Origin of the sequence: Micromonospora arida, assembly GCF_042873195.1 — a bacterium.
Lineage (GTDB): Bacteria > Actinomycetota > Actinomycetes > Mycobacteriales > Micromonosporaceae > Micromonospora > Micromonospora arida.
In genome coordinates this window covers 1-25,823 of the sequence record NZ_JBIALC010000009.1, presented here as the reverse complement: position 1 = coordinate 25,823, position 25,823 = coordinate 1, and the positions used below count along the sequence as shown (strand labels likewise).

At 71.7% G+C, this 25,823-nt stretch carries 18 protein-coding genes; 5 read left to right on the top strand and 13 right to left on the bottom strand.

Annotated elements, in window-relative coordinates; all coding sequences use genetic code 11:
* Nucleotides 1-33 precede the first annotated feature (33 nt).
* Nucleotides 34-891: a type I methionyl aminopeptidase gene (gene map, locus ACFYP0_RS24095; RefSeq protein ID WP_112586528.1), complete on the bottom strand. Its 858-nt coding sequence runs from the start codon at nt 889-891 to the stop codon at nt 34-36.
* Between the two features lie 95 nt (nt 892-986).
* Here map and ACFYP0_RS24090 point away from each other — a divergent pair, with 95 nt between their 5' ends.
* Entirely contained in the window at nt 987-1,301 is a 315-nt protein-coding gene (locus ACFYP0_RS24090) for an STAS domain-containing protein (protein ID WP_208741077.1), read from the top strand.
* A gap of 26 nt (nt 1,302-1,327) precedes the next feature.
* Here the strand turns inward: ACFYP0_RS24090 and ACFYP0_RS24085 are convergent, their stop codons facing one another.
* The 11 genes from ACFYP0_RS24085 to pcaF form a co-directional block, all read right to left on the bottom strand.
* Complete coding sequence (locus tag ACFYP0_RS24085) at nt 1,328-4,984, bottom strand: SpoIIE family protein phosphatase (protein ID WP_124856460.1); 3,657 nt, start codon at nt 4,982-4,984, stop codon at nt 1,328-1,330.
* 193 nt (nt 4,985-5,177) lie between these two features.
* Entirely contained in the window at nt 5,178-5,729 is a 552-nt protein-coding gene (locus ACFYP0_RS24080) for a pyridoxamine 5'-phosphate oxidase family protein (protein ID WP_124856458.1), read from the bottom strand.
* Nucleotides 5,730-5,776: 47 nt separating this feature from the next.
* A complete protein-coding gene (locus ACFYP0_RS24075; protein ID WP_124856456.1) occupies nt 5,777-6,508 on the bottom strand; it encodes a gamma-glutamyl-gamma-aminobutyrate hydrolase family protein in 732 nt (243 codons plus the stop codon).
* 20 nt (nt 6,509-6,528) lie between these two features.
* The gene (locus ACFYP0_RS24070; RefSeq protein ID WP_030489498.1) at nt 6,529-7,296 is read right to left on the bottom strand and encodes a 3-oxoacyl-ACP reductase; all 768 of its coding nucleotides are present in this window, start codon (nt 7,294-7,296) and stop codon (nt 6,529-6,531) included.
* Nucleotides 7,297-7,301: 5 nt separating this feature from the next.
* Nucleotides 7,302-8,648: an aldehyde dehydrogenase family protein gene (locus tag ACFYP0_RS24065; RefSeq protein WP_386997767.1), complete on the bottom strand. Its 1,347-nt coding sequence runs from the start codon at nt 8,646-8,648 to the stop codon at nt 7,302-7,304.
* 33 nt (nt 8,649-8,681) lie between these two features.
* Nucleotides 8,682-10,046 carry a glutamine synthetase family protein gene (locus ACFYP0_RS24060; RefSeq protein ID WP_386997647.1) on the bottom strand — a complete coding sequence of 455 codons (1,365 nt, stop codon included), beginning with the start codon at nt 10,044-10,046 and terminating at the stop codon, nt 8,682-8,684.
* A gap of 126 nt (nt 10,047-10,172) precedes the next feature.
* Complete coding sequence (locus ACFYP0_RS24055) at nt 10,173-11,759, bottom strand: amino acid permease (protein ID WP_356976908.1); 1,587 nt, start codon at nt 11,757-11,759, stop codon at nt 10,173-10,175.
* 352 nt (nt 11,760-12,111) lie between these two features.
* The gene (locus ACFYP0_RS24050; protein ID WP_124856448.1) at nt 12,112-12,612 is read right to left on the bottom strand and encodes a DUF456 domain-containing protein; all 501 of its coding nucleotides are present in this window, start codon (nt 12,610-12,612) and stop codon (nt 12,112-12,114) included.
* Nucleotides 12,613-12,658: 46 nt separating this feature from the next.
* On the bottom strand, nt 12,659-14,848 hold the full coding sequence (locus tag ACFYP0_RS24045) for a putative bifunctional diguanylate cyclase/phosphodiesterase (RefSeq protein WP_386997644.1): 2,190 nt from the start codon (nt 14,846-14,848) through the stop codon (nt 12,659-12,661).
* Between the two features lie 4 nt (nt 14,849-14,852).
* On the bottom strand, nt 14,853-15,665 hold the full coding sequence (locus ACFYP0_RS24040) for an SAM-dependent methyltransferase (RefSeq protein ID WP_355500549.1): 813 nt from the start codon (nt 15,663-15,665) through the stop codon (nt 14,853-14,855).
* Between the two features lie 110 nt (nt 15,666-15,775).
* Nucleotides 15,776-16,981, bottom strand: a complete 1,206-nt coding sequence (gene pcaF / locus ACFYP0_RS24035; protein ID WP_124856442.1) for a 3-oxoadipyl-CoA thiolase — start codon at nt 16,979-16,981, stop codon at nt 15,776-15,778.
* Between the two features lie 106 nt (nt 16,982-17,087).
* Here pcaF and ACFYP0_RS24030 point away from each other — a divergent pair, with 106 nt between their 5' ends.
* The 4 genes from ACFYP0_RS24030 to ACFYP0_RS24015 all read left to right on the top strand — a co-directional run bounded on the left by ACFYP0_RS24030 (nt 17,088) and on the right by ACFYP0_RS24015 (nt 21,327).
* Entirely contained in the window at nt 17,088-18,053 is a 966-nt protein-coding gene (locus ACFYP0_RS24030; protein ID WP_124856440.1) for a glutathione S-transferase family protein, read from the top strand.
* Complete coding sequence (locus ACFYP0_RS24025) at nt 18,046-18,729, top strand: DUF998 domain-containing protein (protein ID WP_124856438.1); 684 nt, start codon at nt 18,046-18,048, stop codon at nt 18,727-18,729. Before ACFYP0_RS24030 ends, ACFYP0_RS24025 begins: the two co-directional genes overlap by 8 nt.
* A gap of 168 nt (nt 18,730-18,897) precedes the next feature.
* On the top strand, nt 18,898-20,190 hold the full coding sequence (locus tag ACFYP0_RS24020; RefSeq protein ID WP_208741079.1) for a dicarboxylate/amino acid:cation symporter: 1,293 nt from the start codon (nt 18,898-18,900) through the stop codon (nt 20,188-20,190).
* Between the two features lie 69 nt (nt 20,191-20,259).
* Nucleotides 20,260-21,327 (top strand): NADH:flavin oxidoreductase/NADH oxidase, encoded by a 1,068-nt coding sequence (locus ACFYP0_RS24015; protein ID WP_124856434.1) that lies wholly within the window; start codon nt 20,260-20,262, stop codon nt 21,325-21,327.
* 48 nt (nt 21,328-21,375) lie between these two features.
* On the opposite strand, the gene ACFYP0_RS24010 is transcribed toward ACFYP0_RS24015, so the two are convergent.
* Nucleotides 21,376-24,918: an ATP-binding cassette domain-containing protein gene (locus tag ACFYP0_RS24010; protein WP_124856432.1), complete on the bottom strand. Its 3,543-nt coding sequence runs from the start codon at nt 24,916-24,918 to the stop codon at nt 21,376-21,378.
* Between the last annotated feature and the right edge of the window lie 905 nt (nt 24,919-25,823).

Genomic DNA, 25,823 nt, shown 5'->3' with positions numbered 1-25,823 from the left:
CTGCGGGACTCCGCTGCGCTGCGTTCCTCGCGCTCACGGCAGGGTCAGAATCTCGTGGCCGTCGTCGGTCACCACGATGGTGTGCTCGAACTGCGCCGTCCACTTCCGGTCCTTGGTGACCACTGTCCATCCGTCGTCCCACATGTCGTACTGGTAGGTGCCGAGGGTGATCATCGGCTCGATGGTGAACGTCATGCCGGGCTCCATGATGTCCGTGGGGCGCGGGCTGTCGTAGTGCGGCACGTAGAGGCCGCTGTGGAAGGCTTCGCCGATGCCGTGGCCGGTGAAGTCGCGGACCACGCCGTAGCCGAACCGCTTGGCGTACGACTCGATGACGCGGCCCACCACGTTGATCTGGCGCCCAGGGGCGACGGCGCGGATGCCGCGCATCATCGCCTCATGGGTCCGCTCGACCAGCAGCCGGGCCTCTTCACTGACCTCGCCGACGCAGAAGGTGGCGTCGGTGTCACCGTGCACCCCACCGATGTACGCGGTCACGTCGACGTTGATGATGTCGCCGTCGGTCAGGACCGTGGTGTCCGGGATGCCATGGCAGATGACCTCGTTGAGGCTGGTGCAGCAGGACTTCGGGAAGCCCTTGTAGCCCAGCGTCGACGGGTACGCGCCGTGGTCGCAGAGGAACTCGTGCACCACCTTGTCGATCTCGTCGGTGGTCACGCCGGGCTTGCAGTGCTCGCCGGCGAGTTGGGTCGCCTGGGCGGCGAGCCGGCTGGCGAGCCGCATCTTCTCGATGGTTTCCGGCGTCTGCACGTGCGAGCCACGCCACTCGCGCGGACGCGCCTTGCCCACGTACTCGGGTCGGGCGATCTGGGGTGGCACCGGTCGCATCGGGGAGAGCGTGCCTGGTGTCAGCGGCGGACGGACGGTCATGCCGCAAGCCTATCGCCGGGGCCGCTGGTGACCCGCGCCACGGCCGCCCGGCGGAGGTTGTTGCCCTGCCAGGGTGGCTGTGCCATGGTGTCAGCGTGGATCAAGGGGGAGCACCGCCCGTCTTCTCCGCCAGCGCCGAGATCGACGGTGACCACCTCCACGTCGTGGTGGCCGGCGAGGTCGACATGGCGACCGCGGACACGATGCTCCAGACGGCGCTGCGCGAGCCCGCCGGGCAGATCACTCTCGACCTGAGTGCGGTCACCTTCTTCGACTCGGCCGCCATCCACGCCCTGGTCCGGCTCGCCCAGGAGTTTCCGGGCCGGCTCACCGTTCGCCCGTCCCGGCAGGTCCGTCGGGTGCTGGAGATCTCCGGCCTCGGCGAGCAGAGCTGGCTCGACCCGGCCTAGGCACCCCGCCGCCGCCGGGCGCGCGGTCAGTCCTGCAACTGCCGGCGCAGCGTCACCTCGGTGCCTTCAGCGGTACGCCGTACCGACAGTTCGCCCAGCGCTCTGATCAGGTCCAGGCCGCGGCCCCGGAAGCCGGAGCCGGTCGACTCCCGCCACTGCCCGCTGTCGCGCACCGTGGCCGTCACCGTCCGATCCTCGATGGCCACCTCCACGCTGATCATGGTCTCGGCGGGGTGGACCGGGTGCTCGATGGCGTTGGCGGCGGCCTCGGAGACGGCAACGGTCAGGTCGAACAGGTCGGTCTCGCCGACGGAGTGCGCGACCAGGAAGTCCTCCAGCCGCTTTCGGAGCATGCTGAGCCGGGTCGGGTCCGCCGGTAGCCGCAGCGCGAAGCGGTTCAGCTCCGTCGCCTCCAGGGCGAGAACCGCCACGTCGTCGCGGCGCGGCCGTCCGGTGACCCGCTCCACGACCGCGTCGATCAGGTCCACCACGTGCTCACTCGGGCTGGCCGCGTCGATGCGCAGCTGGGCCAGTGAGGCATCGATGCCGAGCTGACGGTCCTCGATCAGCCCGTCGGTGTAGAGCAGCAGTCGAGTGCCGGCCGGCAACTCGCCCTCGACCGACTCGTACGTGGTGTTGGGGAGGGCGCCGACCGGTGGACCGAGCGCCCGGTCGTGCAGGAACGCCACGTCACCTCCGGTGATCAACAGTGGGGACGGGTGACCGGCGCTCGCGTACCGCAGTCGACCCGTGCGTGGGTTGAACAGCAGGCAGACCACCGTCGCGAAGGAGCGGCCCTCGGTGGAGCCGACCAGCCGGTTGAGCCGGGTCAGCGACTCACCCGGATCGAAGCCCTCCAGCACGTACGCCCGCAGCGCGTTGCGCAGCTGCCCCATCGCCGCGGCGGCCCGGACTCCCTTACCGACCACGTCGCCGATGACCAGCACCAGCTCGTCGTTCAGCGCGATCGCGTCGTACCAGTCGCCGCCGACCTCGACGTCGGCGCTGCCGGGCAGGTAACGGCTGGCCACCACCGCGCCGGGCAGTTGAGGCAGCGACCGGGGCAGCAGGCTGTGCTGCAGGGTGGTGGCGATGCGGTGTTCGGCTTCGTAGAGCTGGGCGTTCTCCAGTCGCACTCCGACGAGCCGGGCCAGCTGGGTCAACGCGGCGTCGTCGGCCTGCGCCTCGTCGCCGGCTGCCCGCCAGACCTGCAGCTCACCGAGCTGCTTGCCGGTCGTGCCGGTCAGCTCGGTCACGAAGGACGGGTCGGCGGCGGCGGTGCCGCCGCCGTCCGCCTCGAAGCGCGCCTCGGCGGCGGTGACCACCACCCGAGCCGCCTGGGCGAGGCTCAACGCGTGCCGGGCGGCGACCTGGACCACATCGGCGGTGGATCGGGCGGTGTTCACCGCCACCGCCGCGTCGGCCAGCGCCCGGAGCCGGCGGATGATCTGCCCGCGCAGCTGGCCCAGCTCGACGTTGGCCCGGACCCGGGCGATCAGCTCCTGGGCGGAGAACGGCTTGGTGAGGTAGTCGTCGGCGCCGACGGCGAGACCGGCGACGGCCTCCGCGGAGCCGGCGCGGGCGGAGAGCAGCACGATCGGGACATGCCGGGTACGCGGGTCCGCGCGCAGCGCGCTCACCAGCCCGAACCCGTCCAGCCGGGGCATCATCACGTCGGTGAGCACCAGGTCGAACCCGCCCTCGCGGGCCAGCGGCAGGGCATCCAGCCCGTCGTTCGCGGTGACCACGTCCCAGGTCGGGGAGAGCAGCCGACTGACGTGTTCCTGCAGGTCGGCGTTGTCGTCGACGACCAGGATCCGGCCAGCCGAGGTGCCCTTCGCCGGCTGCCGGTCGAGCTCGGGTGCCGACGCGACACCGGCCCACAGCGCGGTCTCCGCCACGAAGAGCCGGGCCTGCTCGGGCTCACCCACGGGCAGCGGGTCGAACGCCGCCACCCGGTCCGCCGGCAGGTGCGCCGAGCCGAACGGAACGGTCACCGTGAAGGTGCTGCCCACGTCGACAGTGCTGGTCAACCCGACCTCACCGCCGTGCATCTCGACCAGTTCCCGGACCAGCGCGAGGCCGATGCCGGTGCCTTCGTGGGTGCGTGCCCGCACGCCGGGCACCCGGTGGAACCGTTCGAAGACGTGCGGCAGTTCGTCCGCCACGATGCCGACGCCGGTGTCGGTCACCTCCAGCCGGGCCGCGCCCTCGACGGCCCGGATCCGCACCCGGATCTCGCCGTCGAACGTGAACTTGACCGCGTTCGACACCAGGTTGAGGACGATCTTCTCCCACATGTCCCGGTCGACGAAGACCGGCGTCGGCAGCGGCGGACAGTCCACCACCAGTCGCAACCCGGCCCGGTCGGTGGCCGAGCGGAAGGTGCTGGCCAGCCGGGCGGTGTAACCGGCGAGGTCGGTGGGCTGGTAGCGGGCGGCGAGCCGACCGGACTCCAGTCGGGAGAAGTCCAGCACTGTGTTGACCAGCTTGAGCAGGCGCAGCGCGTTGCGGTGCATCATGGTGAGCCGGTCGGTTTCGGTGGCGGGCAGCTCCGGGTCGGCCAGCATGTCCTCCAGCGGGCCGAGCACCAGGGTCAGCGGGGTGCGGAACTCGTGGCTGACGTTGGCGAAGAAGTTGGTCTTCGCCCGGTCCAGCGCGGCCAACTCGGCGGCGCGGGCCCGTTCCTGCTCGTACGCCCGCTGGGTGCCGACCGCCCGGGAGATCTGGGCGGCGACCAGGCCGAGGAAGTCGCGGTAGTCGTCGCTGAGCGGCAGCTGACGGGCCACGCCGACGACCAGCGCGCCGACCGTCTGGTTGGTCGCCGTGAGCGGCAGCACGAGGGCCTGGTCGGCGGCGTCGACAGGCGACGCGTCGAGCAGAGCGGCCACCTCGATCGTGGCGGGCGCGCCGTCGGGGGTCAGCCGGGCCACCAACTGCGCGGTGACATCGACGGCGGGCGGGGTGGTGCCGGTGCAGCCGGCCAGGGTGAGCTGGTCGTTGTCGTCAGCCAGATAGATCAGGGCGAACGGCACGTCCGCCCGGTGCCGGCCGAGCACCCCGGCGGCGGTCCGACCCAGTTCCGTGGCGCTGCCGATATCGGTCAGCTCGGCACCCAGCTCGGACAGCGCTCGCAGTCGACGCTCGCCGAGCACCCGCCCGGTGGTCTCGCTGACGATGCAGTAGACGCCACTGACCGAGCCGTCGTCTCCCCGGATCGGGTCGTACGAAACGTTGAAGTAGGTCTGCTCGACGAAGCCGTAACGGTCCAGCAGAAAGGGATGGTCCTCGCCCCGGTAGGAGCGGCCGGTGCTCCGGACGCTGTCGAGCAGCGGGCCGAGCACCGACCAGGTCTCCGCCCAGTTCGCGCGGGCCGGTTGGCCGATCACGTCCGGGTGTTTGCCGCCGATGGTCGGCCGGTAGGCGTCGTTGTAGAAGGCCAACTGCTCGTCGCCCCAGAACATGACGATCGGCGCGCTGGAGGCGAGCATCATGCCGACCGCGTTGGAGAGCGTCGGGGGCCACTGACCTGGCTCACCCAGCGGCCCGGAGGACCAGTCGAAGGAGGCCAACCGCTCGCCCATCTCGCCGCCGGCCGCGAACGCGGCCGCCAGCATCGGCGGGGTCTCGTGACCGGACAGGGCGGGATGCCCGATGTCCGCGCCCCCCTGGGCCGAGCTCATGCAGCCTCCCGCTCCGGCCGTACCCCTCGACCGTTGATCTTCACCCGCCGTGCTCCGACTTGTACCCCAGCGGACCAGGAACGTAACGCATCACGAGCGACGGACGCTGTTTACGGAAGCCTGGGTAGTCGGGCACCGGACAGCGCGGGTGAACGGCGGCGTCGAACAGCGGCGGCCGGAACGCTCTGACGAGTCAGAAGACCGGCAGACCGTCGATGCTTGCCGCGTTCCTGGTGACCCGGTAGGCGACCAGATCATCGGCGCTGCGGCGAGAGTGTGAGACGAGTAACAGATCACGTTCGGCCCGGAAGTCCATCAAGGGCACCGCGTATCCGCAGGAGTCACTGACCCGCTCCACCTCGACGGTGATGACCGCCCGGACGGCGTGCACGTCCGGCGGCGAGGGAAACTCGGCGAGCCGATCGGCGAAGGCGTCCTCGGTGACCGCGACGCTGCTGCCCCGACCGTGCAACCGGACGATCTTCGGCGGACCGTCGAAGGCACAGAACATCAGCGTGATCCGGCCGTTGTCCCGCAGGTGGGCGATGGTCTCCGCCCCACTGCCGTGATAGTCGAGGTAGGCCACCCGGTGCGGGCCGAGGATCACGAACGTGCCCCGCATGCCCTTCGGAGACACGTTGACATGCCCCTCGACCCCCGACGGGGCGGTCGCCACGAAGAAGAGCGGCTGCGCCACGATGAAGTCACGCAGTCGGCCGTCGATTTCCGGATAAACCTTGCCCATGTGCCGATCCTCCCACCGGTGCCATCGACGGGCGGGGGCGATCTCAGTCACACCCGCCGGCCGGCGGCCTGCACCAACGCAGTGATCGGGCGGGGATCCGACTCGTTCTCCGGATGCCACTGCACTCCGAGCACGAACGGCAGGGCCGGGTCCTCCACCGCCTCGACCACGCCGTCCCCCGCCCAACCGGTCACCGTGAGCCGGCCAGGATCGGCGACCGCCTGATGGTGGTACGAGTTGACCTGGTCGACCCCGGCCAGCACCGAGGCGGCCAGGCTCCCCGGCGCGAACCGCACCGCGTGCGCCCCGTACACGCCCGGCGCCGGGCGGTGCGCCTCGTGACCCACCACATCGGGCAGGTGCTGGTGCAGCGTGCCGCCGTACGCGACCGCGAGCAACTGCATCCCCCGACACACGCCCAGCACCGGCACCTCGGCGGCGAGCGCGGCGGCCAACACTGTCAACTCGCCGGCGTCCCGGTCCGGCCGATCCTCGGTACGAGGTTCGGGCGACTGGCCGTACCGCCCCGGGCCGACGTCCGCGCCACCGGCCAACAGCAACCCGTCGAGGACGGCCACCACGTCCGCGTCCACGTCGTCCGGTGGCAGCACCACCGCCCGGCCACCCGCGGCCGCCACCGCCCGCGAGTACGCCTCGGGCACCAGCACCGCCCGCACACCCCGCCAGACCGCCCAGTCGGCGGGTTCGACGTACGCGCTGACCCCGATCAGCGGCCGCCGGCTCCGGGCTGGCCGGGTTCGCGACTGCGGGTCTCGCAAACCCGGCTCACTCGTCGCGCTCACAGCGGCGTGACGTAGGCGCCCGTGATGCCGCCGTCGACCACGAACTGCGCGGCGGTCATGAACGAGGCGTCGTCGCTGGCCAGGAACGCCACGGCGGCGGCGATCTCCTCCGGCTGCCCGAAGCGTCCCATCGGCACGTGCACCAGCCGACGGGCGGCCCGCTCCGGGTCGGCGGCGAAGAGTTCCAGCAGCAACGGGGTGGCCACCGGGCCCGGACAGAGGGCGTTGACCCGGATGCCCTCGCGGGCGAACTGCACACCCAACTCCCGGGTCATCGCCAGCACCCCGCCCTTGCTCGCGGTGTACGCGATCTGCGACGTGGCCGCACCCATCAACGCCACGAACGAGGCCGTGTTGATGATCGAGCCCTTGCCCTGTCGACGCATGTGCGGAATGGCGTACTTGCAGCACAGGTAGACGCTCGTGGTGTTGACCCGCAACACCCGCTCCCACGCGTCCAGGCCGGTGTCCAGGATGGAGTCGTCGTCCGGCGGTGAGATGCCGGCGTTGTTGAACGCGATGTCGACCCGGCCGTGCCGGTCGGCCACCCCGTCGAACAGGTCGCGGACCGCCGACTCGTCAGCCACGTCGGTGGCCACGAACTCTCCGCCGCACTCCTCGGCGGCCTTCGTACCGGCCGCCGCGTCGATGTCCACGCACACGACCCGGGCCCCCTCGGCGGCGAACCGCCGCACGGTGGCCAGCCCGATGCCACTGCCCGCTCCGGTGACCACTGCCACCCGGTCCTGCAACCGACCCTGCACTGGCGTCACTCCTCCGTCGCGATGAACACGTTCTTGACGTCCGTGAAGGAGTGCAGCGCGTCCGGGCCCAGCTCGCGGCCGAGCCCGGAGCGCTTCATCCCGCCGAACGGGGTCCAGTAGCGCACCGAGGAGTGCGAGTTGACGCTGAGGTTGCCCGAGTCGACGGCGCGGGCCAGGCGCAGTGCCCGACCCACGTCCCGGGTCCAGATCGAGCCGGAGAGGCCGTACTCGGTGTCGTTGGCGAGCCGGACCGCGTCCGCCTCGTCGTCGAACGGCAGCACCGAGACCACCGGGCCGAATATCTCCTCCCGCCAGTGCCGGTCGGCCGGCGAGTCGGCCAGCAGCACGGTGGGCGCGTGCCAGAACCCGGGGCCGTCGGGGCAGGAGCCGGTGAAAGCTACAGTCGCCCCGGCGAGGTAACCGGCTACCCGGTCCCGTTGGGCGGCGGAGATCAGCGGGCCCATCTCGGCGGTGTCGCGGGACGGGTCCTCCACCCGCACCGCGCGTACCGCCGGTTCGAGCAGTTCCAGGAACCGGTCGTACACCGAACGCTGGACCAGGATCCGCGACCGTGCGCAGCAGTCCTGGCCGGCGTTGTCGAAGACCGCGCCCGGCGCGGTCGCGGCGGCGCGTTCCAGGTCGGCGTCGGCGAACACGATGTTCGCGCTCTTGCCGCCCAATTCCAGGGTGAGTCGCTTCACCTGGGCGGCGCAGCCGGCCATGATCCGGGTGCCGACCTCGGTGGAGCCGGTGAAGCAGATCTTGCGGACCGCCGGGTGGGTGACGAACCGCTCCCCCACCACCGAGCCTTCACCCGGGATGACGGTGAAGACGCCGTCGGGCAGGCCGGCCTCGCGGGCCAACTCGGCCAGGCGCAGTGCGGTGAGCGGGGTCAACTCGGCGGGCTTGAGCACCACGGTGTTGCCGGCGGCGAGCGCCGGGGCGAACCCCCAGGCGGCGATCGGCATCGGGAAGTTCCAGGGCACGATCACGCCGACCACACCGAGTGGCTCGTGGAAGGTGACGTCCAACCCGCCGGGCACCGGGATCTGCCGCCCGGTCAAGCGCTCGGGCGCGCCGGCGTAGTAGTCCAGGACGTCGCGGACGTTGCCCGCCTCCCACCGGGCGTTGCCGACGGTGTGCCCGGAGTTGCGCACCTCCAGCACTGCCAACTCGTCCAGATGCGCGTCGACCACGGCGGCGAACCGCCGCAGCAACCGGGCCCGGTCCCCCGCCCCCACCTGACGCCAGGTCTCGAATGCGGCTGCCGCCCGCGCGATGGCCGCGTCAACCTCGTCCACAGAGGCCGCAGCAACCTCCCGAAACCCGACCCCGCGCGCCGGATCCACCAGAACCGTCACACCGCCACCTCCATCCGCACGTGGTCAGAGGCGTTCGAAGCCACGCTTGAGCTCCCAGTCCGTCACAGCGGCGTCGAAGGCGGCCAGCTCGACCCTCGCCTGGTTGGCGTAGTGGGCCACCACCTCGGGGCCGAACGCCTCGCGGGCCACCGTCGACTCCTCCCACAGGGCGAGAGCGTCGCGCAACGTGCCGGGGACGCGTTCGGCCTCCGGGTCGTCGTACGCGTTGCCGGTGCACTCCGCACCCAGCTCCAGCTCGCCGTCGATGCCGTGCAACGCCCCGGCGACCAGCCCGGCGATCGCCAGGTACGGGTTGACGTCAGCGCCGGGCACACGGTTCTCCACGCGCATGCCCTGCCCGTGCCCGACCACCCGCAGCGCGCAGGTGCGGTTGTCGACACCCCAGCGCAGCGCGGTCGGGGCGAACGATCCCGGCTGGTAGCGCTTGTAGGAGTTGATGTTCGGGGCGAAGAGCAGGCTGAACTCCCGCATGGTGGCCAGCAGCCCGGCGAGCACCCGCTGCCCGGTCTGCGACAGGTGCACCGGTCCGTCGCCGAGCATCGCCGACGAGCCGGACTGGTCCCGCAGTGAGAAGTGGATGTGGCAGGAGTTGCCCTCCCGCTCGTTCGGCTTGGCCATGAAGGTGATCGCCATCCCCTCCTGGGCGGCGATCTCCTTGGCGCCGTTCTTGTAGATGACGTGGTGGTCAGCGCAGGCCACCGCCTCGTCGTACCGGAAGGCGATCTCGTGTTGCCCGAGGTTGCACTCGCCCTTGGCGCTCTCCGGGGTGAGCCCGGCGCCGGCCATCTCGACGCGGATGCGGCGCAGCAGCGGCTCAACCCGGGCGGTGCCGAGCAGCGAGTAGTCGACGTTGTACTGGTTGGCCGGGGTGAGGTCGCGGTAGCCACGCTGCCAGGCGTCCTCGTACGAGTCGCGGAACAGCACGAACTCCAACTCGGTGCCGGCGTACGCGGTCAGCCCGTGCTCGGCCAGCCGGTCCAGCTGCCGGCGCAGGATCTGCCGGGGCGAGGCGACCACGTCACCCGAGCCGTCGAGCCAGGTCAGGTCCGCCAGCAGCAGGGCGGAGCCGGGCTGCCAGGGCACCCGGCGCAACGTGGCGAAGTCCGGCACCATCGCGAAGTCGCCGTAGCCGCGTTCCCAGCTCGACATCGCGTACCCGTCGACGGTGTTCATGTCGACGTCCACGGCGAGCAGGTAGTTGCAGCCCTCGCTGCCGCCCTCCACCACCTGGTCGAGGAAGAAGGGCGCGTGGAACCGCTTGCCCTGCAACCGGCCCTGCATGTCGACGAGGGCCAGCACCACGGTGTCGATCTCACCCTCGGCGACGGCGACCCGCAGTTGTTCCAGCGTGAGCGGAGCTTTCCTCATTCGCGGGCCTCCATCACCAAGGTCTACTGGCAAACCGGATCACCGTCAATGCCCCCGGCGGCACGTGCGGCAAACCCGTCCGACGGCCGGCGGGACGGCCGCACCGCCCGTCCCGCCGGGTGTCGATCAGACCGGGCCGTCGGCCCGCGCCGGGTCGGCTGCCACCGCGGGTTCCTCGACGGTACGAACCGGGCCGGTGAACCACTTGCGGGCCGAGGCGTACCACCAGACGGCGACCAGCAGTAGCACCCCGCCGACGGCGAGCGGCGCGTAGTTCACCGCCGACCAGGTGAACTCGTCGTTGCCGGGCACTCCGGCGGGCACGATCGGCAGCACGAAGTAGACGGCGATGATCGCGATCTCGATCACCGCGATCCAGCCGAGCGGCTTGTACTTGCGCCCCAGCGTCCACGGTCCCGGGACGAACCGGTCGCCTATCCGCAGTCGGAGCGCGATCGGAATGAGGAACGACAGGTAGAGCCCGAGCACCGCGACGGAGACCACTGCGTAGAAGGCGATCGGGATACCGGCGGAGCTCTCGTACAGCGCCGGCAGGGTCAGCACCAGGCCGGCCAGGGTGGCGCCGATGATCGCGTTGACCGGGGTGCCGTTGCGGTCGACCCTCGACCAGAGCCGCCATCCGGGTACGGCACGGTCCCGGCTGAACGCGTACGCCATCCGGCTCATCGAGGTCACGCAGCTCATGCCGCAGAAGAACTGGCCGATGGTCGAGATGATGATGACGATCTTGAAGAAGACCGGGGTCAGCGCGGACTCGAAGATGGCGCCGGAGAAGCCGCCCGCGGCGTTGACCGCCTCGACGTCGGTGGCCGCGAAGAGAAACGCCAGCAGCAGGATCCAGCCGCCGACCGCCGAGTAGAAGATCGACTGCCAGAGTCCGCGGGCCGCAGCCTGGGAGGCACCCCGGGTCTCTTCGGAGACGTGCGCGCAGGCGTCGAAGCCGGTGATCGTGTACTGGGTCAGCAGGAAGCCCAGCGGCAGCACGTAGAACCAGAACGTCAGCCCGCCGATGTCCCCGTCGCCGAACCCGGAGTTGTTGAACCGCTCGGTGAACACGAACTGGAAGCTCTGGTGGTTGTCGGGTACGAAGACCAGGATGGCGACCACGACGGCCGCGCCGGCCACGTGCCACCAGACCGAGACGTTCTGGAGTACGTCGATGATCCGGTGCCCGAAGATGTTGATCAGCCCGTGCAGCACCAGGATGATCACGAAGAGGACGAACGCCTGACGCAACGTCCCGGCCCAGCCGTCGAAGAGCGCCGACAGGGTGAGGTTGAGGAACGTCGCACAGCCGTAGTCCACCGAGGCGGTGACCGCCACCAGACCGATCAGGTTCAGCCAGCCGGTGAACCAGCCGTGCACCGGGCGGCCCATGGTGGCCGCCCACCAGTAGATCCCACCCGCGGTCGGGTACGCCGACACCAGCTCCGCCATGCAGAAGCCGATGATCAGGATGAACAGCGAGATCAGCGGCCAGCCCCAGGAGATGGCGACCGGCCCGCCGTTGTTCCACGCCTGACCGAAGGTGGTGAAACAGCCGGCCAGGATCGAGATGATCGAGAAGGAGATCGCGAAGTTGGAGAAGCCACTCCACTTACGGCGCAACTCCTGTTTGTAGCCGAGTTCGGCGAGCCGTCGGGCGTCGTCGTCCAAAGGTTGCTCGGCGGTCGGCACGGGCGTCGTGGCCACTGCACACCTCCCTGAGGTGGTTCCGCGTGCGAGTGGGCAAAGTGTCGACCCGGCGGATCAAGGCGGTCAATACGTAGTCGGTGGGATTCTCACTCCCGTCGGGCTAATTGCGTTGCCGACCGGCCGCCCCGGCCGGCATCCTGGACCAGTGACCAGGCCCGACAAGGGCCCACCCCGGGCGCTCGGACCGCCCGACCCGGTGGCGCGGGGCACGCCTCTCTCTCACGTACGGCCCTTCCGCCGTACCCGAAAAGTGCCCCGCGCCCCACTCCCCCTCGTGATCAAGAGGTTTGCGTCAGATTTCCGGCCGTGCCTGACCGAAAGCTCTTGATCAACGCGGGAAATGCCTGGGTCAGGTCAGGAGGAGGCCGGCTACCCAGAGGGCCGCTACCAGGAGGCAGGCCAGGAACTCCACCAGCATCGACAGGCCGGCGGCCTTCAGGGCCTGCACGGTGGAGGGCCACGCGAGCTGGTTACTGCCCAGCCGGAGCCGTTCGGCCGCCCACACCCCGGCGACGAAGCCGAGCACCAGACCGACGACCGGCACCACGAAGAACCCGATGATGCCGAGCACCCCGCCAGCGAGCAGCGTGGACGTCGGCACACCGGTGCGCTTCAGGTTCCGGCCCGGCCACGCGTACTTGATCACGACGCCACCCCCGGCGACCACTGTGGCGGCGGCGAACACCGCCCAGCCACCCAGGCCGGCGCCGCCGAAGACCGCCCAGAGCAGCACGCCGCCCCAGCACAGCGGCAGCGCCGGCAGACCGGGCACCACCACGCCGGCCAACCCGGCCAGGATGGCCAGCCCGGCCACCACGGTCACCGCCGTCTGCGAGTCCGTCAGGTCCACGCCGCCATCCTCCGTCGCCACCCTTCGGACCGGAGCGGTCCCCCACTCACGCCAACGCTCCGGGCCGCAGCCGGGCGGTGATCACGTCGGCCGGGGCTGGCGCACCGAAGTATCGGCCCTGCCCGGTGTCGCAGCGCAGCGCCCGCAGCCGTTCCGCCTGCACGCCCGTCTCCACCGCCTCGGCCGTGACCCACAACTCCAGGGCGTGCGCCAACCGGACCAACGCGTCGACGATCCGTTCGTCGCGATGGTCGGCCGCCACGTCGGTCCCGTCCGCGCGGATGCCCTCGACGAACGGACCGGCGAGCTTCAGGCAGTGGATCGGCAACCGGCGCAGGTACGCCAGGTTGGAGTACCCGGTGCCGAAGTCGTCCACGGCCAGCCGGACGCCGAGCGCGGCGAGCCGGTGCAGGCTGCGCAGGGGTTCACCGGCACTGCCCATCACGGCGCTCTCGGTCAGCTCCAGTTGAAGCAGCTCCGCGGGCAACCCGCTGGTCTGCAACGCGTCGGCGACGGTGTCCACGATGGCCGGTTCGTCGGCCTGCCGGGCGGCCAGGTTGACGCTGACCACCAGCCTGGCGTCGGGGAACTCCCGCCACCACCGTTCGGCGTCCTCGCAGGCCCGCCGCAGCACCCACTCGCCGAGCCGGACGATCAGGCCGGTCTCCTCGGCCAGGCCGATGAACCGGTCCGGCCCGATCAGGCCCAGCTCAGGATGCTCCCAACGGACCAACGCCTCCACCGCGAGCATGGTGCCCTCCAGCAGCGACACGATCGGTTGGTAGTGCAGCACGAACTCGCCCCGCTCCAGCGCGGCGGGCAGCCCGGCGACCAGCGCCGAGCGGGCGATGTCCCGGGCACCGCGCTCGGGGTCGTAGACCGCCCACCGGCCCCGGCCCGCCGCCTTGGCCCAGTAGAGCGTGGTGTCCGCGGCCTTCATCAGCTCGGACGCGCTGGTCTCCGAGGCCGGGCACTGGACGATGCCCGCACTGGCCGAGACGGCCAACTGGTGCTCACCGACGTGGACCGGGGCCGCGACGGCGGCCAGCGCCGCTTCCGCCACGGAGACCGGGTCGTCGGTGTCGTCGCCCCCGTCGACGAGGATCACGAACTCGTCGCCCCCCATCCGGGCGACCAGGTGGCCGTGGTCGGCCACGCACGCGGCCAGCCGTCGGCCGATCATCACGAGCAGCCGGTCACCGAGGTCGTGACCGAGACTGTCGTTGATCGCCTTGAAGCCGTCCAGGTCGAGGAAGCAGACCCCGACGCGCTGCCCGGCGTCCGCGGTGTCGAGCACCCGTCCCAACGTCTCGAAGAACAGCGTCCGGTTGGGCAGCCCGGTCAGCGGGTCATGCAGCGCCTGGAAGCGCAGCCGCTGCTGGAGTTCGTACCGCTCGGTGATGTCCTCGATCATCGCGACGGTGAATCGGGGTCGACCCTCGTGTCGGATCAACGAGACGGCCAGGTCCGTCCAGACCGTCGTGCCGTCCTTGCGGTAGTAACGCTTCTCCACCCGGGCCGCGTCGTGCTTCCCCTCGATCATCTCCTGATAGAGCTCCCACATCCCGGCCGCGTCGTCGGCGTGGACCAGCCCTGCCACGTTGGTCTCGCGCAGCTCCTCGATCGAGTAGCCGAGCATGTCGGCGAACGCCTGGTTGACGTCGATGATCCGACCGTCCACGCCAGCGATCCCGATCCCGATCGCGGCGCCGGTGAACACCGCCCGGAACCGTGCCTCGCTCTCGCGTAGCGCCTGCTCGACCTCGTCGCGCGCCTGCCAGGCGGACCGGGCGATCCGCTCCTGCTGGCTGAAGGTGCGGTCGCGCAGCGCCCGGGCGAACCCGGCGGCCAGCCCGCCCTGCACCGTCGCGATCCGCTCGGCGAGGTCGGCCGGCCGGTCACCGTCGGACAGCACCCGACGCCCGAAGGTCGCACCGAGCGCGTGCAGCGTCCACTCCAGGGCCTGCGGCTCGGTGAGGTGCGCCTCAACCAGGGCCCGCCCGACCTCCTCGGCCGCTTCGGCGCTGAACGGCTCCGACCGTACCGCCTGGGCCAGCCGGATCGTGTGCGCCAGCAGCAGCCGCTCGGTCTCGGCCACGCTGAGCGGCACGAAACCGAGTCGGCGCACGGCGCGGGCCCAGTCGGCGGCGTACCCCTGGGCGTCCGCCCGACCGGAATCGACCCCGGCGGGGTCCCGGCCGGAATCAACCCCGGCGGGGTCCGGGACGGCGGCCACGAGATCAGCCGGCGGGCTGGTCGTACCGGGCGACGCCCCCGAAGGCGCCGAAACGCTCCGGGTGCTCGTCCACATCGGACGGTGAGTCCGGGCGCCAGAGCGGCATGTGCACCACGCCCGGTTCCAGCACGGTCCAGTCGCCGAAGAAGCTGGTGACCTGAGCGCGGGAGCGCAGGGTGATCTCGGTGGCGGTGCGGGCGGAGAGGCGCTGGGCGTCCAGCATCTCCTGCGGCTGGTCCTCGAAGGTGGAGTGGGAGACGACCAGGAAGCTGCCCGGCGCGGCGGCGGCCCGCAGGGTGGCCAGGATCGCCTCGGGCTGGTCGGCGTCCGGGACGAAGTGCACCACCCCGGCCAGCAGGATGCCCATCGGGCGACTGAAGTCGATCAGCCCGAGCTGTCGGGTCTCGGTGAGGATCCGCTCCGGCTCACGCAGGTCGGCGTGGATGACTCCGGTCAGCTCGTTGCCGGCCAGCAACTCCCGGCTGTGCGCGACCGCCACCGGGTCGATGTCGACGTACACGACGCGGGCCTTGGGGTTCACCCCCTGCGCCACCTCGTGCACGTTACCCACTGTGGGAATTCCGGAGCCGATGTCGAGGAACTGGTCGATGCCGGCGTCGAGCAGCACCCGGACGGCCCGGCGCAGGAACTCCCGGCCGGAGCGCATGGTGGCGGCGAGATTCGGGGTCATGCTGGCGATCTGCTCCGCCAACTGCCTGTCGATCTCGAAGTTGTGCGCTCCACCCAGGAAGTAGTCGTACACCCGGGCCGCGCTCGGCCTGGTCAGATCGATCTCGGTCGGCAGTCCGTCCGGCATCAGCGTGCTCCCCAGTTCATCGCCGCGGCGCGGGACGGCACCGGCGTCGGGGCGCGCAGCGGGCACGCGTGGGCACCGGTCGACCCGCGGGTCGTGTGGTGTGGACCACTCTAGGCCGCTGACTCCAGCAACAGCGAGATGCCTTGACCAACGCCGATGCACATGGTGGCCAGAGCCCGGCGGCCGCCGCGACGGCGTAGCTCCAGGGCGGCGGTCAACGCCAGCCGCGCACCACTGGCGCCGAGCGGGTGCCCCAGCGCGATGGCGCCACCGTTCGGGTTGACGTGGTCGGCGTCCACGGGCAGCCCCAACTCCCGCAACACCGCCACGGACTGCGCGGCGAACGCCTCGTTCAACTCCACCACGTCCACAGCGCCCACCTCGACGCCGACGCGGTCGAGCAGCTTGCGGGTGGCCGGCACCGGGCCGATGCCCATGATCCGGGGCGGCACACCGGCCGCCGCCGCGCCGACGATCCGGGCCAGCGGGGTCAGGCCGTACCGGGCGACCGCCGCCTCGCTGGCCACCAGCAACGCGACCGCGCCGTCGTTGACGCCCGAGGAGTTGCCCGCGGTCACCGTGCCGCCGTCGCGGAACGGGGTGGGCAGCGCGGCCAGCTTCGCAAGCGAGGTCTCCCGGGGGTGCTCGTCGACCTCGACCAGCCGGGTCTCCCGACGGCCGGCCGGCACGGACACCGCCACGATCTCCTCGGCGAACCGGCCGTCGGCCTGCGCCTTGGCCGCACGCTGCTGCGATCGGTACGCGAAGGCGTCCTGCTCGGCCCGGCTCACGCCGTACTCGGCGGCCACGTTCTCCGCCGTCTCCGGCATCGAGTCGACCCCCCACCCGTCACGCATCAACGGGTTCACCAACCGCCAGCCCAGAGTGGTGTCGTACACCTCGGCCGAGCGGGAGTACGCCGACGTCGCCTTCGGCATGACGAACGGCGCACGGCTCATGCTCTCCACCCCGCCGGCGATCACCAGCTCCGCGTCCCCGGCGACGATGGACCGGGCGGCGGTGGCGAGCGCGTCCAGGCCCGAGCCGCAGAGCCGGTTGACAGTGCTGCCCGGCACCTCCTCGGGCAGGCCGGCCAGCAGCGCCGCCATCCGGGCCACGTTGCGGTTGTCCTCGCCGGCCTGGTTGGCGCAGCCGAGCACGACGTCGTCGACTCGCGCCCAGTCCACCGACGGGTGCCGGGCGACCAGTTCCCGGATCACGTGCGCGGCCAGGTCGTCGGGGCGGACGCCGGCCAGCGCGCCCGCGTACCGGCCGATCGGGGTACGGACACCGGCCACCAGGTATGCCACGGTCATCGCGAGTCCTTAGGGGGTGCAGACGGCGGGGGTGGGGCACGCCCACCGGGTCACGGGGGCTGCCGGCCGCCAGGATATCCGCGTCGGCAGCGGATAGGTTGACGGCATGGCCCGGGCCCAGTTCAGCGCAGAGACCAGCGGCGGCGGAGCGTTCGTCCGCCAGCCGAACCGGTTCACCGGTCGGGTCACCGCCGACTCCACCTCGCCACCCGGCGGCGGCCCGGACGAGCAGGACCGCTGGCCGCTGGAGGCCGGCCGTTACCGGCTGATCTGGTGCCGGGCCTGCCCGTGGGCGCACCGGGCGAGGATCGTGCGTGGCCTGCTCGGGCTGGACGACGCGATGTCGCTGGGCACCGTCGACCCGATCAGGGACGAGCGGGGCTGGGCGTTCGCCCTCGACCCGGACGGCTTCGACCCGGTCCTCGGCGTGAGCTTCCTGTCCGAGGCGTACCTGGCCACCGACCCGGACTACACCGGCCGGGTGACGGTGCCGGCGCTCGTCGACACCCTGACCGGCCGGGTGGTCACCAACGACTATCCGCAGCTCACCCTCGACTTCTCCACCGAGTGGCGGTCGCTGCACCGTGCGGGGGCGCCGGACCTGTACCCGGTAGAGCTGCGCCCCGAGATGGACGCGCTGATGGCCGAGATCCACACCGACGTGAACAACGGCGTCTACCGGTGCGGGTTCGCCACCTCCCAGCAGGCGTACGACGAGGCCTTCCGGACGCTCTTCACCCGGCTGGACGCGCTCTCCGAGCGGCTGTCCGGGCAGCGCTACCTGATGGGCGACGCGATCACCGAGGCGGACGTGCGGCTGTTCACCACGCTGGTCCGCTTCGACGCCGCGTACCACGGGCACTTCAAGTGCAACCGCAACAAGCTGACCGAGATGCCGGTGCTCTGGGCGTACGCCCGGGACCTGTTCCAGACGCCGGGTTTCGGCGAGACGGTGGACTTCGACCACATCAAGCGGCACTACTACGGCACGCACCGGGAGATCAATCCCAGCGGCATCGTGCCACTCGGGCCGGACGAGTCCGGCTGGAGCACGCCGCACGGGCGTGGCTGAGCCGGGTCGGCCGGCCGCCCCGACCGTGCCGAGGGCCCGCGGCGAGGTCGCCCGTCGGGTCGCCGGGTCCGCGGCGGCCGGCTGCACCCTGGCCGGTGCGGTGGCGGTGACGCTCGCCGTGGTCGCCGGTCCCGGTCCAGGGTTCACCGGGTACGTCAGCGAGGCGGGCATCGCCGGCAGCGCCCACGCCGCTACGTACCGGATCGGGATCCTGGCCCTTGCCGGCGCGTTACTGCTGATCGGCGCGGCGCTGCCCCCGGGGGTGTGGGCGGCGGCCCCGGCGCTGCTCGCCACCGGGGCGGTGTTCACTGCCGTGTCGGGGGCGGTGACCTGCTCCGGCGGCTGCCCGTTGCCGCCGTTCGAGCGCGCGACGACGGCCGACCTGGTGCACGGCGGCGCGAGCATCGCGGCGACCGCGGCGGTGGTCTTCGCCATGATCACGCTGGCCGTCTCCGGGCCGGCCGGCCGGACGGTGCGTCGGCTGGCCGGCTTCGCCGCCGCGCTGGCCCTGCCTCTCTGTGCCACGGTGGGGCTGGCGATGCTCGTGCTCGGTCGAGGCCCGGTGGTGGGGGTGCTGGAACGGCTGATCCTGGCCCTCGCGGTGCTGTGGGGCCTGGGCACCGCCACCGCGCTGGCCCTCTGTAAGGAGCCTCACGGCGTCCGGTCCTTCCGATGAGCGGGAATCGGCGTATCGTCGGCCAGCGATGACCAATGTCTGGGGCCTCACTGTCCGCCTGTATGTCGATCTCCGACTGCAGGCCAGTGGCATCTGTCCGGGCTAGCCGCGTTCCCAGGCCTGCCCCGATCGGACCGGACAATTGGATACATCCTCATGCCCTTCAGCCTGCGCAAAATTCCCTTCTCCGTGCAGATCCTGCTCGGCCTCGTACTCGGCGTCGCGCTGGGCTTCCTTGCCCGCAGCAACGACCTGAGCTGGCTGACCAGCACCCTGCACACCGTCGGTAGCCTCTTCGTCCAACTGCTCAAGCTGGCCGTGCCGCCGCTGGTCTTCACCGCCATCGTCGTCAGCGTGGTCAGCCTGCGTGGCGTCGCCAACGCCGCCCGGCTCGCCGTCAAGACCCTGATGTGGTTCGGCATCACCGCCCTGATCGCGGTGAGCATCGGCATCGGCCTCGGCCTGCTCACCAACCCGGGCAGGGGCGTGACCCTCGACCTGGGTGGTGCGGCCCCGCCGAAGAACACCGGCTCGTGGACCGACTTCCTCACCGGCATCGTGCCCACCAACCCGGTCGGCGCGTTCGTCGAGGGCAACGTCCTCCAGATCGTCTTCCTCGCCGTCGTCGTGGGTGCCGCGGCCCTGCTGGTCGGCGAGCCCGCCGAGCCGTTCGTGGCGCTGAACCGCTCCCTGCTGGAGATCGTCCAGAAGGCGCTCTGGTGGGTCATCCGGCTCGCCCCGATCGGCACCCTCGGCCTGATCGGCAACGCCGTCGCCTCGTACGGCTGGGACCTGCTGGCCCCCCTCGCGAAGTTCACCACCGCCGTCTACGTCGGCTGCGCCATCGTGCTGTTCGTGGTCTACCCGCTGGTGCTGATCCTGGCCGGCCGTCTCAACCCGCTGCGCTTCTTCGCCGGCGCCTGGCCGGCGATCGAGCTGGGCTTCGTGTCCCGCTCCTCGGTCGGCACCATGCCGGTGACCCAGCGCTCCGTCGAGCGACTCGGCGTGCCCCGCGAGTACGCCTCGTTCGCGGTGCCCTTCGGCGCCACCACGAAGATGGACGGTTGCGCCGCCATCTACCCGGCCCTCGCCGCGATCTTCGTGGCCCAGGTGTTCGGCGTTGACCTCGGCATCGGCGACTACCTGCTGATCGCCTTCGTCTCGGTGGTCGGCTCGGCGGCCACCGCCGGCCTGACCGGCGCGATCGTGATGCTCACCCTGACCCTCAGCACGCTGGGCCTGCCGCTGGCCGGCGCCGGCCTGCTGCTGGCCATCGACCCGATCCTGGACATGATCCGCACCGCCACCAACGTCGCGGGGCAGGCGCTGGTGCCGACCGTGGTCGCCGCCCGCGAGGGCACTCTCGACCGCGCCGCGTACGAGTCCGCCGGCCGGCGTGACCTGACCGACCCGGAGCCGGTAGCCGACACCCGGCCCGAGCTCAGCCCTGTTCCTGCCTGATCGATTCACCAGTACGGCGACGGGCCCCTCTCCCCGGGGGCCCGTCGCCGTGTCGGAGAGGATGACCCCATGAGTTCCCTGTTCACTCCCCTGGCCCTGCGCGGGGTCACAGTGCCCAACCGGATCGCCATGGCACCGATGTGCCAGTACTCCGCCGGCCCCGACGGCCTGCCCACCGACTGGCACCTGATCCACCTCGGCAGCCGCGCGGTCGGCGGAGCCGGCCTGGTGCTCACCGAGGCGACCGCTGTACTCCCCGAGGGTCGGATCAGCCCGCAGGACACCGGCCTCTGGTCCGGCGCGCACGTCGACGCCTGGCGGCCGGTGACCGCGTTCGTCGCCGCCCACGGCGCGGTGCCGGCAGTGCAGCTCGCGCACGCAGGCTTCAAGGCCTCCACCTACCGGCCGTGGGCACCCGAGCGCGGTGGCGTGCCGGACGCCGAGGGCGGCTGGACGCCCGTCGCCCCCGGTTCGGAGCCGTTCACCGCCGACTACCGGACGCCCACCAGCCTCGACGAGGCCGGCATCGCCGGTGTGGTCGAGGCGTTCGCGGCCGGCGCCCAACGCGCGCTGGACGCCGGCTTCGCAGCCGTGGAGATCCACGCCGCCCACGGATACCTGCTCAACGAGTTTCTCTCGCCGCTGACCAACCACCGCACCGACTCCTACGGCGGCGACCGGGCCGCCCGGATGCGGCTCTCCCTGGAGGTGGCCCGCGCGGTGCGCGCCGCGGTCGGCGAGGACGTGCCGGTGCTGACCCGGATCTCCGCCACCGACTGGGTCGAGGGCGGCTGGACGATCGAGGACAGCGTGGTGCTCGCCGGTGAACTGGCCGGCGTCGGCGTCGACCTGGTCGACGCGTCCTCCGGTGGGGTGAGCACGGACCAGCGCATCCCACTCGGCCCGGGTTACCAGGTGCCGCTGGCCGCCCAGATCCGCCGTGAGGCCGGCGTTCCGACCGGCGCGGTGGGCCTCATCGTGGAGCCCGAGCACGCCGAGCAGATCGTCGCCAGCGGCGAAGCCGACCTGGTGCTGCTGGGTCGGGAGTTGCTGCGCGACCCGTACTGGCCGCGCCGGGCCGCCGCGAAGCTCGGCGTCGCGTACTCCGGCCCCGCCCAGTACGCCCGCGCCTCCTGATCCCGACCGGTCGGGCGGCCACCACGTGAGCGGCCGCCCGACCGTCGATCAGCCGGCCAGGTGCGACCAGTCGCCCTCCAGGTCCTGCCAGGTGCCCTGAGCGGCCACCGTGCCGCCGAGCAGCACCACCACGTGGTCGGCCCGGACCAACGCGGCGCGCTTCGCGGTCGAGCCGACAACTGTCACCCCGTGGCCGCGCAACGCCTCCCACAGCGCCAGCTCGGTGGTGACGTCCAGCGCCGACGACACGTCGTCGGCGACCAGCAGTTCGGTACGCGGGGCCAGCGCCCGGGCCAGCGCCAACCGCTGCAACTGCCCGCCGGAGAGCCGGGTGCCCTTGTGCCCGATGAGCAGGCCCAGCCCACCACCGGCAGCGGCCAGGTCATGGTCGAGCTGGGCGGTGCTGACCGCCCCCGCCGCGTCCACCTGGTGCCCGAGGGCGATGTTGTCGGCCACCGTGCCGGAGAGCACCCGGGGCAACTGACCGACGTAGCCGACCTGGTTGGGACGCAGGAACAGCTCCGGCTCGGTGACGGGGTCACCGTTCCAGGCCAGCTCGCCGGTGTGGTGCACGATCCCGGCCAGCCCGCGCAGCAACGAGGACTTGCCCGACCCCACCGGCCCGACGACCAGCACCAACTGCCCCCGCTGCACGGTCAGGTCCACGTCCCGGACGGCCACCGTGCCGTCGGAGTGCACCACCCCGAAGCCGCGCAGCTCCAGCCGGCGCAGCGGATGCCGGGGCGGCATGGTCGGCGCGGGCGCCGTCCCGGCGGTCAGGTCGACCTCCGGCACCCCCGCGGAGTACGCGCTCACCCCGGTCATCGCCGCCGTGCGCCGGGTCCAGACCCGCGCCGAGGGCAGTTGCGAGATCAAGGACGCCGTCGTCCAGGCGAACCAGCGGGCCGCGCCCAGGGTGGAGACGGCCACCAGCACCGCCCCGGCGGAGAGCGAGCCGTTCAGGTAGAGCGCCCATGCGCCGATCGGCAACAGCCCACTTGCCATCGACGGTGTGGAGCGCGCCCACACCTGCACCGAGATCTCCCGCCGCTGCCGGTCGCTGCGCAGCACGTCCAGGCCCGCCAGGTGGCGCAGCACCGCCGTGGTCGCGCCGGCGAGCTTCACCGTCCGCGCCGCGGAGAGCGCGGAGACCAGCGCCGTGGCGAAGGAGGCCCGCGCCGCCACCGTCGCCCGGGCCGCACGCTCCAGCTTCGGCCCGAACAACGTCGCGGCCAGCCCGGAGACGACCATCGTGCCGAGGAAGAACAGCCCGGGTACGACGCTGCCGGTGACCGCCGTCATGGCGACCACGAGCACCAGCGCGACGGCCTGGTCCAGCACGTTGTCGGCGAGCTGGACCACCCGTTCGGTGTCCCCGCCCTGCGCCACCACCTCGGCGGGGGTGTGTGAGCTGACCCGGCGCGGCCCGGTCTGGCCGTGCACCAGGCGAAGGCCGATCCGCAGCATCTGCCGCACCCACCACTGCGGGAACCAGACGTGGGTGTAGAACGGCAGCGGCAGGGTGACCAGCAACCCGGCGACGATCCCCACCGCCGGCAGGTACGGGTTGCCCGTCCCGTCGACCAGGTCCGCCCAGAGCCAGGGCAGCACCGGGCCGTCCAGCCCGAGCAGGCTGAGCCCGAGGAACAGCACGATCGCGGCCGCACCGTACCGGGGATCGTTGGTGCAGAGTCGGAAGATCTCCCGCAGCGTCCGGGCCGGCGGCACCGGCGGCAGCGGCGGTGGGTCGGCCCGGACCGGCCCGACCGCGCCCTGCGGGCCGTCCGGCGCTGTCGCCCGCGCGGTCTGCCCATTCGGCTCGGCCCGCGCGGGTGCCGGCTCGCTCGGCCAGGGGTCGGCCGGGCCGGGCCCGACCAGCAGGTCCGTGCCGACGCCGGTGCGACCGGCCGGCACCACCGTCGCGTACGCGGCGGCGTGGCTGGTCGCCAGGAGTTCGGCGAAGCGCGTCGACGTCTCCAGTGGACCGGCCTCGACCACCGCGCCGTCGGCCAGGACGACCACCTCGTCACAGCGGCGCACGGAGGAGAGTCGGTGCGCGATGACGATGCCGATCCGGTCGCGCAGCAGTCGTTCGGTGGCCCGCTGCACCCGCGCCTCGGTGACCGGGTCCAGCCGAGCGGTGGCCTCGTCGAGGATCACCACGTGCGGCTCCCGGACCAGGATCCGGGCGAACGCCACCAACTGCTCCTGACCGGCGGAGAGCACATGCCCGCCCTCCCCCAGCCGGGTCGTCAACCCGTCCGGCAGCTCGGCGATCCAGCTGGCCAGGCCCAGCTCGTCGAGCGCCCGAGCCGCCGCGTCGAGCAACTCCGGGTCGAAGAGCGCCACGTTCTCGGCAAGCGTGCCGGCCAGGATCTCGGTGCGCTGCGGCACCAACGCCACCCAGCGGCGCAGTTGCTCGACGTCGAGGTCGCACAGGTCGGTGCCGCCGAGGAAGACAGTGCCCGGCGGCACGTCGACCGCCCGGGTGAGCACCTTCGCCAGCGTCGACTTGCCCGAACCGGTCCGCCCGATCAGCGCGTACGAACGACCGCGCGCGAAGGTGAGGCTGAGCCCGCGCAGCGCGGCCCCCCGGTCACTCTCCCCGTACCCGAATGTCAGGTCCCGAATGCGCAGGTCACCCTCGCTCGGGCTGGCCCCGCCGACCGGCTCCTGCCGGGCCTTGTAGAGCAACTGCACCCGCGCCCACGCGCCCAGCGCTTCCTGGATCTCCGGCACCATCCGGCTGACGTGTTCCGCGGTCGCCCCGAAGGCCAGGGCGAGCAGCCAGATGGCGGTGAGCCGGGCGGCGTCGATCCGGCCGGTGGCCAACGCCCAGGCACCGCCGAGCACCACCGCGCCGATGCCCGCCCGGATCGTCGCGGTGGCCACCGTCGCCACCCGGGCGGACAGCACCCAGACCACCAGGCCACGGGACAGCACGGCGGAGGCCCGCCGGGCGTACAACCGCAGCACGTACGGCCGCGCCAGACTGGTGCGTACGTCGTCCTGGCCGTGCACCGCCTCCTCCATCACGGCGGCCAGGTCGGACCACGCCTCCTCCTCGGCCATCCGGGCCGGGCCGATCCGCGCCGTGGGCCGGCGCAGGCCGACCGCGAGCACCACAGTGAGCAGCAGCATCGCGACCCCGGCCGGCCACCACACGAACACCGCAACGACCATCGACAACAGACCGACGCAAAGGCCCTGGGCGAGCCGGGTGCCCTGGTTACGAATTGCCGACGCCACCTGGTAGACGTCCCCGTCGATCCGGTCCAGCAACTCGCCCACCGGAGTGGTCTCCAAGGTGGGCAGGTCCTGCCCGAGAGCGACACGGCAGAGCCGGCGACGCACGTCCGCGGACCAGTCCGCGGTCAGGCCGGCCATCAGCAGGCTCACCGCGAGGTCGCTGAGGACCACGGCGACCAGGGCCGCGGCCAGTACGGCGAAGAAGCCGGCCGAACGATGCACCAGCACCGCGCCGGCCAGCGCCGACGCACCCGCCTGCCCCGCAGCGCCCAGCACGATCAGGACGGCCACGATCGTCACACGACGGGTCGAAGTGCCCCACAGATCACGGAGCAGGCGCATGAAAGTCCTCCGGGACGTGGGGGGCGGAGACCTCAGCCTGCCGGCACCAACCCCGTCAACTCAACCGATTTTCCGGCCCTGAGCAGGGCATCCGTCAGTCCGTTCAGTGGCGGCGGCAGCACAGCGACACGGCAGCCCGGCGACGATCAGGGTGACTGTGGCGACTGGGCCGAGCCGACAGTTTCCGGGTCAAACGTCAGCAGAGGCCGGCAGAGCCGCAACGCCCGGGCCAGGGCCGGCCACGCCCGAGACAGAGCCACCCACGCCCGGGGCAGCGGCGGCAGGACCGGCGGCCGCGCGGAGCCCTATGGGCGTTCTGACTGATCTGACGCGATCTGTCCAATCCGCGACGCTTCAGGGGTTTTGATCAGCTCGACTTCCTTGATATCGCGGTGTCCGGGCGTTCGGGACACCCCGACTTTCATGTACGCGAGTGGATCACTCGGGAGAGGGGTGATTTCATGGCCAGAGCCCTGCGCCGCCTGAAACGTTTGTCGGCCTATGGGCGATGTGGGTTGTGGTCGGGCGCACCCGTGGGCTGGAATCATGGCTGGCCCGGGGTCGTTACACATTCTGACGATCGCAGCACCACCGACCCGCCGCCCTGACCTTCTGGGGCCTGGTCGTAGATGGGAATGGCGGCCTCCGCCCGGTCGTTACGATCCCCACGAACGGCCGCAGGCACCGCCTCGATGAGGGTGCCGACGGGATGGGCCAGCCCCGGAATGACCCCGGCCCCCCGGTCGTTACACAGGGACCCGGCGCCACGAGCCCTCACTCGTCGAGACGCCGACCTCGAAGACTTTCCCCTTGTTTGTGCAGCGCCGGACGAGGTGCTCACACCCTGCCGCCGCCCCCCCTTTTGGCGGTCGGGTGTTCTACCCCCGAAGGAGCTACCCCTCATG